We start from the raw sequence: 18,011 nt of genomic DNA on the forward strand, positions 1-18,011 counted from the left end.
ATTTCGGGTCCCCATCGTCTAGAGGCCTAGGACACTGCCCTTTCACGGCTGTAACAGGGGTTCGAATCCCCTTGGGGACGCCATTCCGATAATGAGTGAAAGACATTATCACCGGTTAGCGATAACCGAAAAAATCTTAAAGATGACTTGCGAGTCATGTTTAAGATATTGCTCTTTAACAATCTGGAACAAGCTGAAAATTGAAACATGACGGCTGAAATTTATCCCTCCGTAGACGTATTGGGATAAAGAGTAACCTGTCATAGAGTCTCTCAAATGTTTGCAGCACGAACGATGGAAACATCTTCGGGTTGTGAGGTTAAGTGACTAAGCGTACACGGTGGATGCCTAGGCAGTCAGAGGCGATGAAGGGCGTGCTAATCTGCGAAAAGCGTCGGTAAGGTGATATGAACCGTTATAACCGGCGATACCCGAATGGGGAAACCCAGTGTGTTTCGACACACTATCATGTCATGAATACATAGTGGCATGAGGCGAACCGGGGGAACTGAAACATCTAAGTACCCCGAGGAAAAGAAATCAACCGAGATTCCCCCAGTAGCGGCGAGCGAACGGGGAGGAGCCCAGAACCTGAATCGGCTTGTGTGTTAGTGGAAGCGTCTGGAAAGTCGCGCAGCAAAGGGTGATAGCCCCGTACACTAAAATGCACAGGTCGTGAGTTCGATGAGTAGGGCGGGACACGTGACATCCTGTCTGAATATGGGGGGACCATCCTCCAAGGCTAAATACTCCTGACTGACCGATAGTGAACCAGTACCGTGAGGGAAAGGCGAAAAGAACCCCGGCGAGGGGAGTGAAATAGAACCTGAAACCGTGTACGTACAAGCAGTGGGAGCACCTTCGTGGTGTGACTGCGTACCTTTTGTATAATGGGTCAGCGACTTATATTTTGTAGCAAGGTTAACCGTATAGGGGAGCCGTAGGGAAACCGAGTCTTAACTGGGCGATTAGTTGCAAGGTATAGACCCGAAACCCGGTGATCTAGCCATGGGCAGGTTGAAGGTTGGGTAACACTAACTGGAGGACCGAACCGACTAATGTTGAAAAATTAGCGGATGACTTGTGGCTGGGGGTGAAAGGCCAATCAAACCGGGAGATAGCTGGTTCTCCCCGAAAGCTATTTAGGTAGCGCCTCGTGAACTCATCTTCGGGGGTAGAGCACTGTTTCGGCTAGGGGGCCATCCCGGCTTACCAAACCGATGCAAACTCCGAATACCGAAGAATGTTATCACGGGAGACACACGGCGGGTGCTAACGTCCGTCGTGAAGAGGGAAACAACCCAGACCGCCAGCTAAGGTCCCAAAGTCATGGTTAAGTGGGAAACGATGTGGGAAGGCATAGACAGCCAGGATGTTGGCTTAGAAGCAGCCATCATTTAAAGAAAGCGTAATAGCTCACTGGTCGAGTCGGCCTGCGCGGAAGATGTAACGGGGCTAAACCATGCACCGAAGCTGCGGCAGCGACGCTTAGGCGTTGTTGGGTAGGGGAGCGTTCTGTAAGCCGTTGAAGGTGGCCTGTGAGGGTTGCTGGAGGTATCAGAAGTGCGAATGCTGACATAAGTAACGATAAAGCGGGTGAAAAGCCCGCTCGCCGGAAGACCAAGGGTTCCTGTCCAACGTTAATCGGGGCAGGGTGAGTCGACCCCTAAGGCGAGGCTGAAAAGCGTAGTCGATGGGAAACAGGTTAATATTCCTGTACTTGGTGTTACTGCGAAGGGGGGACGGAGAAGGCTAGGCTAGCCGGGCGACGGTTGTCCCGGTTTAAGCGTGTAGGGGGTGTGACCTGGTAAATCCGGTTGCATACTAACCCTGAGGCGTGATGACGATGCACTACGGTGCAGAAGTAGTTGATGCCCTGCTTCCAGGAAAATCCTCTAAGCTCCAGGTAACATTAAATCGTACCCCAAACCGACACAGGTGGTCAGGTAGAGAATACCAAGGCGCTTGAGAGAACTCGGGTGAAGGAACTAGGCAAAATGGTGCCGTAACTTCGGGAGAAGGCACGCTGGCATGTAGGTGAAGTCCCTCGCGGATGGAGCTGAAGCCAGTCGAAGATACCAGCTGGCTGCAACTGTTTAATAAAAACACAGCACTGTGCAAACACGAAAGTGGACGTATACGGTGTGACGCCTGCCCGGTGCTGGAAGGTTAATTGATGGGGTCAGCCGCAAGGCGAAGCTCTTGATCGAAGCCCCAGTAAACGGCGGCCGTAACTATAACGGTCCTAAGGTAGCGAAATTCCTTGTCGGGTAAGTTCCGACCTGCACGAATGGCGTAATGATGGCCAGGCTGTCTCCACCCGAGACTCAGTGAAATTGAACTCGCTGTGAAGATGCAGTGTACCCGCGGCAAGACGGAAAGACCCCGTGAACCTTTACTATAGCTTGACACTGAACATTGAGCCTTGATGTGTAGGATAGGTGGGAGGCTTTGAAGCGTGGACGCCAGTCTGCGTGGAGCCATCCTTGAAATACCACCCTTTAATGTTTGATGTTCTAACTCGGCCCCGTAATCCGGGGTGAGGACAGTGTCTGGTGGGTAGTTTGACTGGGGCGGTCTCCTCCCAAAGAGTAACGGAGGAGCACGAAGGTTAGCTAATCACGGTCGGACATCGTGAGGTTAGTGCAAAGGCATAAGCTAGCTTGACTGCGAGAGTGACGGCTCGAGCAGGTACGAAAGTAGGTCTTAGTGATCCGGTGGTTCTGAATGGAAGGGCCATCGCTCAACGGATAAAAGGTACTCCGGGGATAACAGGCTGATACCGCCCAAGAGTTCATATCGACGGCGGTGTTTGGCACCTCGATGTCGGCTCATCACATCCTGGGGCTGAAGTAGGTCCCAAGGGTATGGCTGTTCGCCATTTAAAGTGGTACGCGAGCTGGGTTTAGAACGTCGTGAGACAGTTCGGTCCCTATCTGCCGTGGGCGTTGGAAGATTGAGAGGGGTTGCTCCTAGTACGAGAGGACCGGAGTGAACGCACCACTGGTGTTCGGGTTGTCATGCCAATGGCATTGCCCGGTAGCTAAGTGCGGAAAAGATAAGCGCTGAAAGCATCTAAGCGCGAAACTTGCCTCAAGATGAGTCTTCCCTGGGCCTTTAAGGCCCCTGAAGGAACGTTTAAGACTAAGACGTTGATAGGCTGGGTGTGTAAGTGCAGCGATGCATTGAGCTAACCAGTACTAATGATCCGTGAGGCTTAACCTTACAACACCGAAGGTGTTTTTAGAGAGATTTTCAGCGAAGTTCCGAGATTGGTTCTGATGGCTTCATGGAAGTGAGGCGGTTGGAATGAAACAGAATTTGCCTGGCGGCAATAGCGCGGTGGTCCCACCTGACCCCATGCCGAACTCAGAAGTGAAACGCCGTAGCGCCGATGGTAGTGTGGGGTCTCCCCATGCGAGAGTAGGACACTGCCAGGCATCAAATAAAGCCGAAAGCCCTGAACTGACGTTCAGGGCTTTTTGCTATGCGTAAAATAAATATACTGGCTGTATCTATTACTTTGAAAAATACCTTTTTGGCATATGTAGCTTATTCTTATAAGGAATCATAATGTTTTTTGCCAGAGAAATAGCCAGATTAATATATAATTGATAGCTTCAGATTATTATTTAAATAATAAAAATGCCTATTTATTAATGTGTTGATAAGAAATATCTGGCTATATCAAAGATAAATCTTAATTCTTTAGTGTATTATTCGATAAATTTCACGTTAATTAAAACAAATATTAGCCAGACGCCTCGAATCGAGTAGACTAGGCGAAAGATTATTTCCGTATAGGTACTGAACGTTATGTCTACTGAAAGCGCGTCTTTAAAAAACCACAATACGTTTGCGCTCCCGGTCAACGCAGCGCACCTGATCATGGCCGATAGAATTGAGCTGATGCTCAAGGTGTGGCAACAAACGCGCAAGCGTCAGGAGCCGCTGCTGATTCTCGGTGAAGGTAGCAACGTGCTGTTCCTGGAGGATTTCTCGGGCACGGTAATGGTCAATCAGTTGAAGGGTATCGATGTTCGAGAAGATAACGATGCCTGGTATCTCCACGTCAGCTCCGGTGAAAATTGGCATGACCTGGTGCAATATACGCTGCAGGCTGGGATCTGCGGCCTGGAAAACCTGGCGTTGATCCCTGGATTGGCCGGTTCCGCCCCTATTCAGAACATCGGCGCCTACGGCGTCGAATTGAAAGACGTCTGCGAGTATGTCGATTTGCTGGACTTCTCTACCGGCGCTATCGATCGCATCCCGGCTGCCGAGTGTGGTTTTGGCTACCGGGAAAGCATTTTCAAGCACCGTTTCCAAACTGGGCATGTCATTGTCGGGCTGGGTCTGCGTCTCAACAAACAGTGGCAACCCAAATTGAGTTACGGCGATCTGGCCAAGCTGGAGCCCACCACGGTGACGCCGCTTCAGGTATTTGAATCCGTATGTGCTATGCGTCGCAGCAAGCTGCCCGATCCGCGCGAAACCGGCAATGCCGGCAGCTTCTTCAAGAATCCTTTGGTGAACGCAGAGAAAGCCGCAGAACTCGTCGCCAAATATCCTGGCATGCCGCATTATCCGCAGCAGGATGGTCAGGTGAAGCTGGCCGCCGGCTGGCTTATCGACCAATGCGAGCTGAAAGGATATCGCATCGGTGGTGCTGCGGTACACCGCCAGCAGGCGCTGGTGCTGGTGAACATCGACAATGCCCACAGCCAGGATGTGGTGGCGCTGGCGCGCCACGTACGCAAGACGGTGGCCGATAAATTCGGTGTGTGGTTGGAGCCTGAGGTGCGCTTTATTGGCGCGACCGGTGAGCTGAATGCCGTGGCGGTGCTGTCATGAAAGATACCAAGGTTCCGTTAAAACTGATCGCGTTGTTGGCCGACGGCGAATTCCATTCCGGGGAACACCTCGGTGAGTCACTCGGCATGAGCCGTGCTGCGATCAATAAGCATATTCAAACCATTCGCGAGTGGGGGCTGGATGTCTTTACCGTGCCTGGCAAAGGGTACAGCTTGCCTGCCCCCATGCCGCTATTGGAGGCGGAACGCATTCTAAAAGGGTTGGACGACAAACGCGTTACCGTGTTGCCGGTAGTCGACTCTACCAATCAATATTTGCTGGATCGTATCGAAACACTACAATCTGGCGACGCCTGCATCGCTGAGTATCAACTGGCTGGCCGCGGTCGTCGTGGGCGCCAGTGGATTTCGCCGTTTGGCGCCAATTTATACCTGTCGATGTTTTGGCGATTGGAACAGGGGCCAGCTGCGGCGATGGGGCTGAGCCTGGTGATCGGCATGGTGATGGCGGAGGTCTTGCAACGCCTTGGTGCTAAAGACGTGCGAGTAAAATGGCCCAACGACCTCTACCTGAATGATCGCAAATTGGCAGGGATCCTGGTCGAGTTGACAGGAAAAACTGGCGATGCGGCTCAGTTGGTCATCGGTGCTGGCATTAATTTGGCGATGCGGGATACCAATGCCGGGGGGATCAACCAAGGTTGGATCAACCTGCAAGAAGCCGGCATTAACATCGATCGTAATGAGCTGACTGCTACTTTGCTCAATGAATTGCGGCAGTCGTTAAAACAATTCGAGATAGATGGGCTGGGGCCATTCATTGGTCGTTGGCGCACGTTGGATAATTTTATCGACAGACCGGTCAAACTGCTGATTGGTGAGCGGCAGATTGTAGGGATCGCACGAGGCATCGATTCGCAGGGGGCACTGCTGCTGGAACAAGATGGGGAGATCAAACCCTTTATCGGCGGAGAGATATCGCTGCGCAGTGCAGAATAGCGAGCGCAACCAAGGGGACGTTACCGTCCCCTTGAGCGATCGGTAGTCTTACTTTCTTAAGCGCACGCTTTCAACGGCATGGTTGGCGCTTTTGGTCATGATCAGGCTGGCGCGTTCGCGGGTAGGTAGTATATTCTGCTGCAAATTCAAGCCGTTAATTTCATTCCACAATTGTGTAGCGATATTAATCGCTTCCGGTTCCGGCAATTTTGAATAGTTATGGAAATAAGAATCGGGATTGGAAAATGCGCCCTGACGGAATTTCAGGAAACGATTGATATACCAGCTTTGCAATAGCGTCTCCGGGGCATCGACATATATGGAGAAGTCGACAAAATCGGAAACGAATACGCGATGAGGATCGTGCGGGTAATCCATACCGCTTTGCAATACGTTAAGCCCTTCCAGGATCAGAATATCCGGTTGCTCGATGACTTTATTACCCTCAGGTACAACGTCATAGATTAAATGAGAATAAACCGGAGCGGTAACGCGTTTGGCGCCGGATTTCACTTCTGACACGAATTTCACCAGGCTATGCATATCGTAAGACTGCGGGAAGCCTTTTTTCTTCATCAGGCCGCGTTCGTTCAGCACCTTATTAGGATGCAAGAAGCCGTCGGTCGTGATCAACTCAACGCTGCGGTGTTCCGGCCAGCGGCTCAGCAACGCCTGCAACAGACGTGCGGTCGTGCTCTTACCTACGGCTACGCTGCCGGCGATGCCGATGACATAGGGAATTTTTTGCCCGTCGGTGCCGAGGAATTGCTCGAGCACCGCCTGTCGGCGCAGGTTGGAACTGATATAGAAGTTCAATAGTCGTGACAGCGGCAGATAAATCTGCGCAACTTCTTCCAACGAGAGATCTTCGTTAATCCCTTTCAGCTTAACGATCTCTTCTTCCGATAACGTCAGCGGCACCGAATCTCGCAACGCAGCCCATTGGGTACGATCGAACTGTAGGTAAGGCGTTGCTAAAGATTGATCTCTTTTTATCATAAGCCAAATTCTGCCTGTTAACGCAGGTTGGGAAAGGCGCCGGACGCCAACTCCAGAGAATAAACAAGCTGCATATTATAGACAGCTTCGTTTTTGGCGTAGACTTTTTTCGCAAAAGTTGTCGATAGGCAGCAGTTTATGTCAATTGTGCGAAGCGGCGCGCAGTTGATAAGGCGGGGTTGCAAGGCGGTATCATCGGGGCCGGATACCGCCTGAAGGCTAGCAGGCAATGGCGCGCGAAGGTTGGTTTACGGTGAATAGACGTTTGTAATAAATGACGGTCGGATGATAATGCCCATCGGGGCCCGCTGCATAATCCGGTAGCTCGCCCAAACAGCGATAACCCAGGCTGCGATAAAGCGCTTCAGCCGCTGAGCCAGCCTGCGTATCCAGGTACAATAGCCCGCGCTGCTGTTGCAGTGCCGCCTGCTCCAACGTCTTCATCAGCGCCAGACCTACGCCGTTGCGGCGAGCGCGGCTATGCACCAATAGCTTCACCACCTCCGCACGATTACGGCCATTCGGTTTCTGGCAGAGCTCGAGTTGCACGGTGCCAACGACGCCGCGTTCGTCGCGGGCAATCCACAATAGCAGCTCGCTTTTGGCCAAGGCGGGACGCAGGCTGTGGAAGTAACTCTCGGCGTCTTCATGCGGGATTAAGGTGTCGTAGCCCACTGAAGCACCGTGGGTGACCGCATCGGTCAACAGGCGAGCCAATTCATCGCGATAAATCGGGAGCGTAGCGGCGTTGATAGGCACTATTTTCATCGGTCATTCCTCCAGAGATGGGGGTAATGAAGATAAGCAATAACTGCGCCAGAACGACGAAAGGCATAGCCACGGCGAAAGAGCGAGCAATAAGTGTAGTTCACGCCACGAACCTGGGCAGCGATCCTCTTTTTGGTGCATCGATCCCGCTCACGGTTTACCGACGCAGGTTACGTGTTTTGAGAAGCCCGACACGGAGAAAGGGGCTCTCAATGCTTGCAAAAAGTGGATAAAATTGTAGAGAATGATTGCCGCAAGTGATGAATGTTTGCACGCCGCAGGCTGCGAATTGCATGACAGCATGCAAAATTGACTGATTTGTGAGCGAAAGTGCGCGTAAAGCAATTTTTTTGTTGCATAGGCCGTCCGCTCTACCTAGAATGCGCTGCACTTGATGCCGGCTTAGCTCAGTAGGTAGAGCAACTGACTTGTAATCAGTAGGTCACCAGTTCGATTCCGGTAGCCGGCACCATTCAAGTCACAAGTAGTTAAAATCTGGTGGGGTTCCCGAGCGGCCAAAGGGAGCAGACTGTAAATCTGCCGTCACAGACTTCGAAGGTTCGAATCCTTCCCCCACCACCAAATCTTGCCTTCGGCGATTAACTGAGATGCGATAAATACCGCAGCGGTTGATGGCGGGAGGAGAGGGCGAAAGCCTTCGGCAAGGTTCGAGCTGTGCAGCGCAAGGCGCAGCCGGCCCGAAGGATGCGAAGCGAGTGATGAATAGTCCTGCTCCATCCCAAAATTCTACAGAAAAATCAGGTAGCCGAGTTCCAGGATGCGGGCATCGTATAATGGCTATTACCTCAGCCTTCCAAGCTGATGATGTGGGTTCGATTCCCACTGCCCGCTCCAAGATGTGCTGATATAGCTCAGTTGGTAGAGCGCACCCTTGGTAAGGGTGAGGTCGGCAGTTCGAATCTGCCTATCAGCACCACTTCTTAATTTCTCGCCCCCTGATTTTCTTTCTGTTCTGGATTCAACGAGCAAATGCTTGGTTGATGTGGTGATACCACCGATTTATCCGTGTCTTAGAGGGACAATCGATGTCTAAAGAAAAGTTTGAACGTACAAAACCGCACGTTAACGTCGGTACTATCGGCCACGTTGACCACGGTAAAACTACCCTGACTGCAGCGATCACCACCGTTCTGGCTAAAACCTACGGCGGTTCTGCACGTGCTTTCGACCAGATCGATAACGCGCCAGAAGAAAAAGCTCGTGGTATCACCATCAACACCTCTCACGTTGAGTATGACACCCCGACTCGTCACTACGCGCACGTTGACTGCCCAGGGCACGCCGACTACGTGAAAAACATGATCACCGGTGCTGCTCAGATGGACGGCGCGATCCTGGTAGTAGCTGCGACTGACGGCCCAATGCCTCAGACTCGTGAGCACATCCTGCTGGGTCGTCAGGTTGGCGTTCCTTTCATCATCGTATTCATGAACAAATGCGACATGGTTGATGATGAAGAGCTGCTGGAACTGGTAGAAATGGAAGTTCGCGAACTGCTGTCCGCGTACGACTTCCCAGGCGACGACCTGCCAGTGATCCGCGGTTCCGCGCTGAAAGCGCTGGAAGGCGAAGCTGAGTGGGAAGCGAAAATCATCGAACTGGCCGAAGCCCTGGACAGCTACATCCCAGAGCCAGAGCGTGCTATCGACAAGCCGTTCCTGCTGCCAATCGAAGACGTATTCTCCATCTCCGGTCGTGGTACCGTTGTTACCGGTCGTGTTGAGCGCGGTATCATCAAAGTTGGCGAAGAAGTTGAAATCGTTGGTATCAAAGACACCGTTAAGTCTACCTGTACTGGCGTTGAAATGTTCCGCAAACTGCTGGACGAAGGCCGTGCTGGTGAGAACGTAGGTGTTCTGCTGCGTGGTATCAAACGTGAAGAAATCGAACGTGGTCAGGTACTGGCTAAACCAGGCTCCATCAAGCCACACACCCAGTTCGAATCTGAAGTGTACATCCTGAGCAAAGATGAAGGTGGTCGTCACACGCCATTCTTCAAAGGCTACCGTCCACAGTTCTACTTCCGTACCACTGACGTGACCGGTACCATCGAACTGCCAGAAGGCGTAGAGATGGTAATGCCAGGCGACAACGTGAACATGGTTGTAACCCTGATTCACCCAATCGCGATGGACGACGGTCTGCGTTTCGCAATCCGTGAAGGCGGCCGTACCGTTGGCGCAGGCGTTGTTGCTAAAGTTATCGCTTAATCGCTGATAAAGTTTGACGCGACACGCGGTAAAAGGGCATCATTTGATGCCCTTTTTCTACGCTGTGAACTAGAACCTATCTCATCAGCGATTTTGCAGTCATAATCATTGGTGAGATGGGCTCTTAAACCGTATTGACTGAATACGTCATGGCGTAAAACACCGGGATATTGCTATTGCGGTATCCGATCGGTTTGGTTTGCCTCGCAATGCGAGGCAAAGTTGTTTGTTCTGAATCATCATTGTGACAGGTTGGTTTATGAGTGCGAATACCGAGGCTCAAGGGAGCGGACGCGGCCTGGAAGCGGCAAAGTGGCTGATCGTCGCCGTTCTGTTGGTTGTGGCTATTGTCGGTAACTATTACTACCGTGATTTAAGCCTGCCATTGCGCGCGCTGGCAGTTGTGCTGATCATCGCCGTTGCAGGTGCAGTGGCTCTGATGACCACCAAAGGCAAAGCCACCGTTGCGTTTGCCCGCGAAGCGCGTACCGAAGTACGTAAAGTGATTTGGCCAACTCGTCAGGAAACGCTACACACCACGTTGATCGTTGCCGCGGTAACCGCCGTGATGTCACTGATTCTGTGGGGACTGGATGGTATTCTGGTCCGTCTGGTGTCGTTTATTACTGGCCTGAGGTTCTAAAATGTCTGAAGCTCCAAAAAAACGTTGGTACGTCGTTCAGGCGTTTTCCGGTTTTGAAGGTCGCGTAGCGCAATCGCTGCGTGAACACATCAAACTGCACGATATGGAAGAGCTGTTCGGCGAAGTGATGGTGCCTACGGAAGAAGTGGTTGAAATCCGTGGTGGCCAGCGTCGCAAGAGCGAGCGTAAATTCTTCCCTGGCTACGTGCTGGTGCAGATGGTGATGAATGACGCCAGCTGGCACCTGGTGCGCAGCGTGCCGCGTGTCATGGGGTTCATCGGCGGCACGTCTGACCGTCCTGCGCCTATCAGCGATAAAGAAGTTGATGCGATCATGAACCGCCTGCAGCAGGTTGGTGACAAACCGCGTCCGAAGACGCTGTTCGAGCCGGGCGAGCTGGTGCGCGTCAACGATGGCCCGTTTGCCGATTTCAACGGCGTGGTCGAAGAAGTCGATTACGAAAAGAGCCGCCTGAAAGTTTCCGTTTCCATCTTCGGCCGTGCAACGCCGGTGGAACTGGACTTCAGCCAGGTTGAAAAAGGCTGATCGAATAATCAGCAATAAGCGGTCCGTTGCCGCTTGTCAAAGGCGCGAAATTGAACTACAATTTCGCGCCTTTTGTTTTTAGATGCCTTGCCTGATGCCTGTCTGGCGAGGTGAAACACGGGGAGCCTTTTGCGAGGCGATACTACCCAAACCGAGGAAATTTAAATGGCTAAGAAAGTACAAGCCTACGTCAAGCTGCAAGTTGCAGCTGGTATGGCGAACCCGAGCCCACCAGTGGGTCCAGCTCTGGGTCAGCAGGGCGTTAACATCATGGAATTCTGTAAGGCATTCAACGCTAAGACTGACAGCGTTGAAAAAGGTCTGCCGATTCCGGTTGTTATCACCGTTTATTCTGATCGCTCCTTCACTTTCGTTACCAAAACCCCGCCAGCAGCAGTTCTGCTGAAAAAAGCGGCTGGTATCAAGTCTGGTTCCGGTAAGCCGAACAAAGACAAAGTAGGTAAAGTGACCCGTGCTCAGGTACGTGAAATCGCAGAAACCAAAGCTGCGGACATGACTGGTTCTGACGTTGAAGCGATGACTCGCTCCATCGAAGGTACCGCTCGTTCCATGGGCCTGGTAGTGGAGGATTAAGAGATGGCTAAGCTGACCAAGCGCATGCGCGTGATCCGTGACAAAGTTGATGCTACTAAACAGTATGACATCACCGAAGCTGTTGCTCTGCTGAAAGAGCTGGCCACCGCTAAATTCGTAGAAAGCGTTGACGTTGCCGTTAACCTCGGCATCGACGCTCGTAAATCTGACCAAAATGTTCGTGGCGCTACCGTTCTGCCACACGGCACCGGTCGTTCCGTTCGCGTTGCCGTATTTGCCCAAGGCGCTAACGCTGAAGCAGCGAAAGCTGCCGGCGCAGAGCTGGTAGGTATGGACGATCTGGCTGACCAGATCAAGAAAGGCGAAATGAACTTCGACGTTGTTATTGCTTCCCCGGATGCAATGCGCGTTGTAGGTCAACTGGGCCAGATCCTGGGTCCACGCGGCCTGATGCCAAACCCGAAAGTGGGTACCGTTACTCCGAACGTTGCTGAAGCAGTGAAAAACGCTAAAGCTGGTCAGGTTCGCTACCGTAACGACAAAAACGGCATCATCCATACCACTATCGGTAAGGTTGATTTCGACGCAGACAAGCTGAAAGAAAACCTGGAAGCCCTGCTGGTTGCGCTGAAAAAAGCAAAACCTTCTCAGGCGAAAGGCATGTACATCAAGAAAGTTAGCCTCTCCACCACCATGGGTGCTGGCGTTGCTATCGATCAGAGCGGTCTGTCTGCTGCAGCGAACTAATCGCACTTGCGATTATCGCTTTGACTTGGGGCCGAGATTTGTCTAGAATCTTATGCCCCAAGGTTTTGCTACTGGCTATGCCGTAGGCAAAACAAAGATTTTTCGGTTGGAGCCTGGCCTATCCAGGCCTCCGTCCAAGACCGCAGGTGTATCGCAAGATACTTAATCCTTCCTGCGTAGACGGTGACAGAGCCTAAGAAAATTTTTCTTTTTTATAAAAGAATGTCTTTGCTGGATTCTGCTCACCGTGTTAAGCCGCTCGGCGTGGCGTTTTACAAAGCGCCGAGTGAAGTGAGTTCCGGGGGATTTTCCCCGGCTAATCCAGGAGCAAAAAGCTAATGGCATTAAATCTTCAAGACAAACAAGCGATTGTTGCTGAAGTCAGCGAAGTAGCCAAAGGCGCGCTGTCTGCGGTTGTTGCGGATTCCCGCGGCGTTACCGTAGATAAAATGACTGAACTGCGTAAAGCAGGTCGTGAAGCTGGCGTTTACATGCGTGTTGTTCGCAACACCCTGATGCGTCGCGTAGTTGAAGGCACTCCATTCGAATGCCTGAAAGACACGTTTGTCGGTCCAACCTTGATTGCATTCTCTCACGAACACCCGGGCGCTGCTGCTCGTCTGTTCAAAGAGTTCGCGAAAGCGAATGCAAAATTCGAGGTTAAAGCTGCGGCCTTTGAAGGTGAGCTGATCCCAGCGGCGCAAATCGACCGCCTGGCGACGCTGCCAACTTACGAAGAAGCGATCGCACGCCTGATGGCAACCATGAAAGAAGCCGCTGCCGGCAAACTGGTTCGCACTCTGGCTGCAGTACGCGATCAGAAAGAAGCGGCGTAAGCCACTCTTTCTTAGCCTTTGCTAACGTATTTAAACTATTTCTGAATTTTAGGAACAATTGTTATGTCTATCACTAAAGACCAAATCCTGGAAGCAGTTGCCGCTATGTCCGTAATGGACGTTGTTGAACTGGTTTCCGCTATGGAAGAAAAATTCGGCGTTTCTGCTGCTGCTGCTGTAGCTGTAGCTGCTGGCCCAGCTGAAGCTGCTGAAGAGAAAACTGAATTCGACGTTATCCTGAAAGCTGCAGGCGCTAACAAAGTTGCTGTTATCAAAGCAGTACGTGGCGCTACCGGCCTGGGTCTGAAAGAAGCTAAAGACCTGGTTGAATCTGCTCCAGCCGCTCTGAAAGAAGGCGTGAGCAAAGATGACGCAGAAGCTCTGAAAAAATCTCTGGAAGAAGCTGGCGCAGAAGTTGAAGTTAAATAAGCCAACCTTTCCGGTTGCAGCCTAGTCTTTTAGGCTGATGGCTGGTGACTTTTTAGTCACCAGCCTTTTTGCGCTGTAGGGCGCCAGTAGCGTTTCACACTGTTTGGCTGCTGGTTTCGCCTCCCAATGTTTGTTTCTGTTGACGACTTAATATACCGCGGTCTTTGCACTACCAGGAGTTCTGGGGGAAGACGCGATGAAATGGTTTAAGCGTGATAGCAAGAGACATTGCGGAAAGTGTTCCCGCTTTCCGGTCGACAAAACGGTGTTGCATGAACTGTCCCTAATCGGACGGACAGATTGGGTCACTGATCAGCGAGCTGAGGAACCCTATGGTTTACTCCTATACCGAGAAAAAACGTATTCGTAAGGATTTTGGTAAACGTCCACAAGTGCTGGACATACCATATCTCCTTTCTATCCAGCTTGACTCGTTCCAGAAGTTTATCGAGCAAGATCCAGAAGGGCAGTACGGCCTTGAAGCCGCATTCCGTTCTGTTTTCCCTATCCAGAGCTACAGTGGCAATTCGGAGCTGCAATACGTTAGCTACCGTCTTGGTGAGCCGGTCTTCGACGTCAAAGAGTGCCAGATCCGTGGTGTGACGTTCTCTGCACCGCTGCGCGTAAAACTGCGCCTGGTTATCTATGAGCGCGAAGCGCCTGAAGGTACGGTCAAAGACATCAAGGAACAAGAAGTCTACATGGGCGAAATTCCGCTCATGACCGAAAACGGCACCTTTGTGATCAACGGTACTGAGAGGGTTATCGTATCTCAGTTGCACCGTAGTCCTGGCGTATTCTTCGACAGCGATAAGGGTAAAACCCACTCTTCGGGTAAAGTGCTGTACAACGCACGCATCATCCCTTACCGCGGTTCATGGTTGGACTTCGAGTTCGATCCGAAAGACAACCTGTTCGTGCGTATTGACCGTCGCCGCAAACTGCCTGCGACCATCATTCTGCGCGCGCTGAACTACACCACTGAACAGATCCTCGACCTGTTCTTTGATAAGATCGTCTTCGAAATCCGCGACAACAAGCTGCAGATGGAGCTGGTGCCAGAGCGCCTGCGTGGTGAGACCGCTTCGTTCGATATCGAAGCCAACGGCAAGATCTACGTAGAGAAAGGCCGTCGTATCACCGCCCGTCATATCCGTCAGCTGGAAAAAGACGACATTCAGAGCATTGAAGTACCGGTAGAGTACATCGCGGGCAAAGTGGTCGCGAAAGACTATATCGATACCAATACCGGCGAACTGATCTGCGCAGCCAACATGGAGCTGTCGCTGGATCTGCTGGCCAAACTGAGCCAGTCTGGCCACAAGCGCATCGAAACGCTGTTCACCAACGATCTGGATCACGGCGCGTACATCTCTGAAACGCTGCGTGTCGATCCGACCAACGATCGTCTGAGCTCGCTGGTAGAAATCTACCGCATGATGCGCCCTGGTGAGCCGCCAACGCGCGAAGCTGCCGAAAGCCTGTTCGAGAATCTGTTCTTCTCCGAAGACCGCTACGATCTGTCCGCGGTTGGTCGCATGAAGTTCAACCGTTCTCTGCTGCGCGACGAGATCGAAGGTTCGGGCATCCTGAGCAAAGACGACATCATCGAAGTGATGAAGAAGCTCATCGATATCCGTAACGGCAAGGGCGAAGTGGACGACATCGACCACTTGGGCAACCGTCGTATCCGCTCTGTCGGCGAAATGGCCGAGAACCAGTTCCGCGTAGGTCTGGTGCGTGTTGAGCGTGCGGTGAAAGAGCGTCTGTCTCTGGGCGATCTGGATACCCTGATGCCTCAGGACATGATCAACGCCAAGCCGATTTCGGCGGCGGTGAAAGAGTTCTTCGGTTCCAGCCAGCTGTCCCAGTTCATGGACCAGAACAACCCGCTGTCCGAGATCACGCACAAGCGTCGTATCTCCGCACTGGGCCCGGGCGGTCTGACCCGTGAGCGCGCCGGCTTTGAAGTTCGAGACGTACACCCGACCCACTACGGCCGCGTGTGCCCAATCGAAACGCCGGAAGGTCCAAACATCGGTCTGATCAACTCCCTGTCCGTGTACGCACAGACTAACGAGTATGGCTTCCTGGAAACCCCGTACCGCCGCGTGCGTGACGGCGTGGTGACCGATGAAATCAACTACCTGTCTGCTATTGAAGAAGGCAACTTCGTTATCGCCCAGGCGAACTCCAACCTGGATGAAGAAGGCCGCTTCGTAGAAGACCTGGTCACCTGCCGCAGCAAAGGCGAATCAAGCCTGTTCAGCCGCGATCAGGTTGACTACATGGACGTATCCACCCAGCAGGTTGTTTCCGTTGGTGCCTCACTGATTCCATTCCTGGAACACGATGACGCCAACCGTGCATTGATGGGTGCGAACATGCAACGTCAGGCCGTACCAACCCTGCGCGCTGACAAGCCGCTGGTCGGTACCGGTATGGAACGTGCTGTAGCGGTTGACTCCGGCGTAACCGCCGTTGCCAAACGCGGCGGTGTGATCCAGTACGTGGATGCTTCCCGTATCGTTATCAAAGTTAACGAAGACGAGATGTACCCGGGCGAAGCAGGTATCGATATTTACAACCTGACCAAGTACACCCGTTCTAACCAGAACACCTGCATCAACCAGATGCCGTGTGTGAGTCTGGGTGAGCCAATCGAGCGCGGTGACGTGCTGGCGGATGGCCCATCGACAGACCTGGGCGAACTGGCACTGGGCCAGAACATGCGCGTAGCGTTCATGCCTTGGAACGGCTACAACTTCGAAGACTCCATCTTGGTCTCCGAGCGCGTGGTGCAGGAAGATCGCTTCACCACCATCCACATCCAGGAACTGGCGTGCGTGTCTCGCGACACCAAGCTGGGGCCTGAAGAGATCACCGCCGACATCCCTAACGTGGGTGAAGCTGCGCTCTCCAAGCTGGATGAATCCGGTATCGTGTATATCGGCGCTGAAGTGACCGGCGGTGACATCCTGGTCGGTAAGGTAACGCCTAAAGGCGAAACCCAGCTGACGCCGGAAGAGAAACTGCTGCGTGCGATCTTCGGTGAGAAAGCGTCTGACGTTAAAGACTCTTCTCTGCGTGTGCCGAACGGCGTTTCCGGTACGGTTATCGACGTGCAGGTCTTCACCCGCGATGGCGTGGAAAAAGACAAGCGCGCGTTGGAAATCGAAGAGATGCAGCTGAAGCAGGCGAAGAAAGACCTGACGGAAGAACTGCAGATCCTGGAAGCCGGCCTGTTTGCACGTATCCACGCGGTGCTGGTTGCCGGTGGCATCGAAGCCGACAAGCTGAGCAAGCTGCCGCGCGATCGCTGGCTGGAACTGGGCCTGACCGACGAAGAGAAGCAAAACCAGCTGGAACAGCTGGCCGAGCAGTACGACGAACTGAAATCCGACTTCGAGAAGAAGCTGGAAGCCAAGCGTCGTAAGATCACTCAGGGCGACGATCTGGCGCCGGGCGTGCTGAAAATCGTCAAGGTTTATCTGGCTGTTAAACGTCAGATCCAACCGGGTGACAAGATGGCGGGCCGCCACGGTAACAAGGGTGTTATCTCCAAGATCAACCCGATCGAAGATATGCCTTACGATGAAAACGGCACGCCGGTAGACATCGTACTGAACCCGCTGGGCGTACCATCACGTATGAACATCGGTCAGATCCTGGAAACCCACCTGGGTATGGCTGCGAAAGGCATCGGTGAGAAGATCAACCAGATGCTGAAGCAGCAGCAGGAAGTGGCCAAGCTGCGTGAGTTCATCCAGAAGGCCTACGATCTGGGCGACGACGTTTGCCAGAAAGTTGACCTGAACACCTTCAGCGACGACGAAGTGCTGCGTCTGGCAGAGAACCTGAAAAAAGGTATGCCGATCGCAACGCCGGTGTTTGACGGTGCGAAAGAGACTGAAATCAAGAAGCTGCTGGAAATGGGTGGTATCCCGACCTCCGGTCAGATCACGCTGTTCGATGGCCGTACCGGTGAGCAATTCGAGCGCCAGGTTACTGTTGGCTATATGTACATGCTGAAACTGAACCACTTGGTTGACGATAAAATGCACGCCCGTTCAACCGGTTCTTACAGCTTGGTTACTCAGCAACCTCTGGGTGGTAAAGCGCAGTTCGGTGGTCAACGCTTCGGTGAGATGGAAGTGTGGGCACTGGAAGCATACGGCGCGGCTTATACCCTGCAGGAAATGCTCACCGTTAAGTCGGATGACGTTAACGGCCGTACCAAGATGTACAAAAACATCGTGGATGGCGACCACCGGATGGAGCCAGGCATGCCGGAATCCTTCAACGTACTGTTGAAAGAAATCCGCTCGCTCGGCATCAACATCGAACTGGAAGACGAGTAATCGTCATTCTGGCTCAGGCTCCCCGCCTAAGGGAGCCTGAGGGTGGTTGTTCAGGTCACACGGGTACCTACTGCGGTTGTGG

12 protein-coding genes, 5 tRNA genes, 2 rRNA genes and 1 other RNA gene are annotated in these 18,011 nt (G+C 52.6%); 18 read left to right on the forward strand and 2 right to left on the reverse strand.

The window, feature by feature from the left end:
• The first annotated feature begins 7 nt into the window (after window positions 1-7).
• The 5 genes from ACMGGW_RS24050 to birA all read left to right on the forward strand — a co-directional run bounded on the left by ACMGGW_RS24050 (window position 8) and on the right by birA (window position 5,813).
• Window positions 8-83, forward strand: a tRNA-Glu gene (locus tag ACMGGW_RS24050).
• 234 nt (window positions 84-317) lie between these two features.
• Window positions 318-3,225, forward strand: a 23S ribosomal RNA gene (locus ACMGGW_RS24055).
• A gap of 99 nt (window positions 3,226-3,324) precedes the next feature.
• A 5S ribosomal RNA gene (gene rrf, locus ACMGGW_RS24060) occupies window positions 3,325-3,440 on the forward strand.
• A 376-nt stretch (window positions 3,441-3,816) separates the two neighbouring features.
• Window positions 3,817-4,854: a UDP-N-acetylmuramate dehydrogenase gene (gene murB, locus ACMGGW_RS24065; RefSeq protein WP_025304934.1), complete on the forward strand. Its 1,038-nt coding sequence runs from the start codon at window positions 3,817-3,819 to the stop codon at window positions 4,852-4,854.
• Window positions 4,851-5,813: a bifunctional biotin--[acetyl-CoA-carboxylase] ligase/biotin operon repressor BirA gene (gene birA, locus ACMGGW_RS24070; protein WP_025304935.1), complete on the forward strand. Its 963-nt coding sequence runs from the start codon at window positions 4,851-4,853 to the stop codon at window positions 5,811-5,813. Before murB ends, birA begins: the two co-directional genes overlap by 4 nt.
• 48 nt (window positions 5,814-5,861) lie before the next feature.
• Here the strand turns inward: birA and coaA are convergent, their stop codons facing one another.
• Both coaA and ACMGGW_RS24080 read right to left on the reverse strand, forming a co-directional pair.
• Window positions 5,862-6,812, reverse strand: a complete 951-nt coding sequence (coaA, locus tag ACMGGW_RS24075) for a type I pantothenate kinase (protein ID WP_025304936.1) — start codon at window positions 6,810-6,812, stop codon at window positions 5,862-5,864.
• Between the two features lie 219 nt (window positions 6,813-7,031).
• Window positions 7,032-7,580 (reverse strand): GNAT family N-acetyltransferase, encoded by a 549-nt coding sequence (locus ACMGGW_RS24080; protein ID WP_025304937.1) that lies wholly within the window; start codon window positions 7,578-7,580, stop codon window positions 7,032-7,034.
• Between the two features lie 396 nt (window positions 7,581-7,976).
• Here ACMGGW_RS24080 and ACMGGW_RS24085 point away from each other — a divergent pair.
• From ACMGGW_RS24085 to rpoB, 13 genes are all read left to right on the forward strand, one after another.
• Window positions 7,977-8,052, forward strand: a tRNA-Thr gene (locus ACMGGW_RS24085).
• 25 nt (window positions 8,053-8,077) lie between these two features.
• Window positions 8,078-8,162, forward strand: a tRNA-Tyr gene (locus ACMGGW_RS24090).
• A 46-nt stretch (window positions 8,163-8,208) separates the two neighbouring features.
• Window positions 8,209-8,324, forward strand: a non-coding RNA gene (locus tag ACMGGW_RS24095) — RtT sRNA.
• Window positions 8,325-8,360: 36 nt separating this feature from the next.
• Window positions 8,361-8,435: transfer RNA gene (locus tag ACMGGW_RS24100), tRNA-Gly, on the forward strand.
• A 6-nt stretch (window positions 8,436-8,441) separates the two neighbouring features.
• Window positions 8,442-8,517 (forward strand) — tRNA-Thr (locus ACMGGW_RS24105).
• A 109-nt stretch (window positions 8,518-8,626) separates the two neighbouring features.
• A complete protein-coding gene (gene tuf, locus ACMGGW_RS24110; RefSeq protein ID WP_015376315.1) occupies window positions 8,627-9,811 on the forward strand; it encodes an elongation factor Tu in 1,185 nt (394 codons plus the stop codon).
• Window positions 9,812-10,070: 259 nt separating this feature from the next.
• The gene (gene secE, locus ACMGGW_RS24115; protein ID WP_004929916.1) at window positions 10,071-10,454 is read left to right on the forward strand and encodes a preprotein translocase subunit SecE; all 384 of its coding nucleotides are present in this window, start codon (window positions 10,071-10,073) and stop codon (window positions 10,452-10,454) included.
• 1 nt (window position 10,455) lies between these two features.
• Window positions 10,456-11,001 carry a transcription termination/antitermination protein NusG gene (gene nusG / locus ACMGGW_RS24120; RefSeq protein WP_004929914.1) on the forward strand — a complete coding sequence of 182 codons (546 nt, stop codon included), beginning with the start codon at window positions 10,456-10,458 and terminating at the stop codon, window positions 10,999-11,001.
• 165 nt (window positions 11,002-11,166) lie between these two features.
• Window positions 11,167-11,595: a 50S ribosomal protein L11 gene (gene rplK / locus ACMGGW_RS24125; RefSeq protein WP_015376316.1), complete on the forward strand. Its 429-nt coding sequence runs from the start codon at window positions 11,167-11,169 to the stop codon at window positions 11,593-11,595.
• A 3-nt stretch (window positions 11,596-11,598) separates the two neighbouring features.
• On the forward strand, window positions 11,599-12,303 hold the full coding sequence (rplA, locus tag ACMGGW_RS24130) for a 50S ribosomal protein L1 (RefSeq protein ID WP_019456443.1): 705 nt from the start codon (window positions 11,599-11,601) through the stop codon (window positions 12,301-12,303).
• 338 nt (window positions 12,304-12,641) lie between these two features.
• The gene (rplJ, locus tag ACMGGW_RS24135) at window positions 12,642-13,139 is read left to right on the forward strand and encodes a 50S ribosomal protein L10 (RefSeq protein WP_004929905.1); all 498 of its coding nucleotides are present in this window, start codon (window positions 12,642-12,644) and stop codon (window positions 13,137-13,139) included.
• A gap of 63 nt (window positions 13,140-13,202) precedes the next feature.
• Window positions 13,203-13,568: a 50S ribosomal protein L7/L12 gene (rplL, locus tag ACMGGW_RS24140; protein WP_004929903.1), complete on the forward strand. Its 366-nt coding sequence runs from the start codon at window positions 13,203-13,205 to the stop codon at window positions 13,566-13,568.
• 332 nt (window positions 13,569-13,900) lie between these two features.
• Entirely contained in the window at window positions 13,901-17,929 is a 4,029-nt protein-coding gene (gene rpoB, locus ACMGGW_RS24145) for a DNA-directed RNA polymerase subunit beta (protein ID WP_025304938.1), read from the forward strand.
• The last annotated feature ends 82 nt before the right edge of the window (window positions 17,930-18,011 follow it).

The organism is Serratia sp. BNK-4 (assembly GCF_048685115.1).
GTDB lineage: Bacteria > Pseudomonadota > Gammaproteobacteria > Enterobacterales > Enterobacteriaceae > Serratia > Serratia bockelmannii.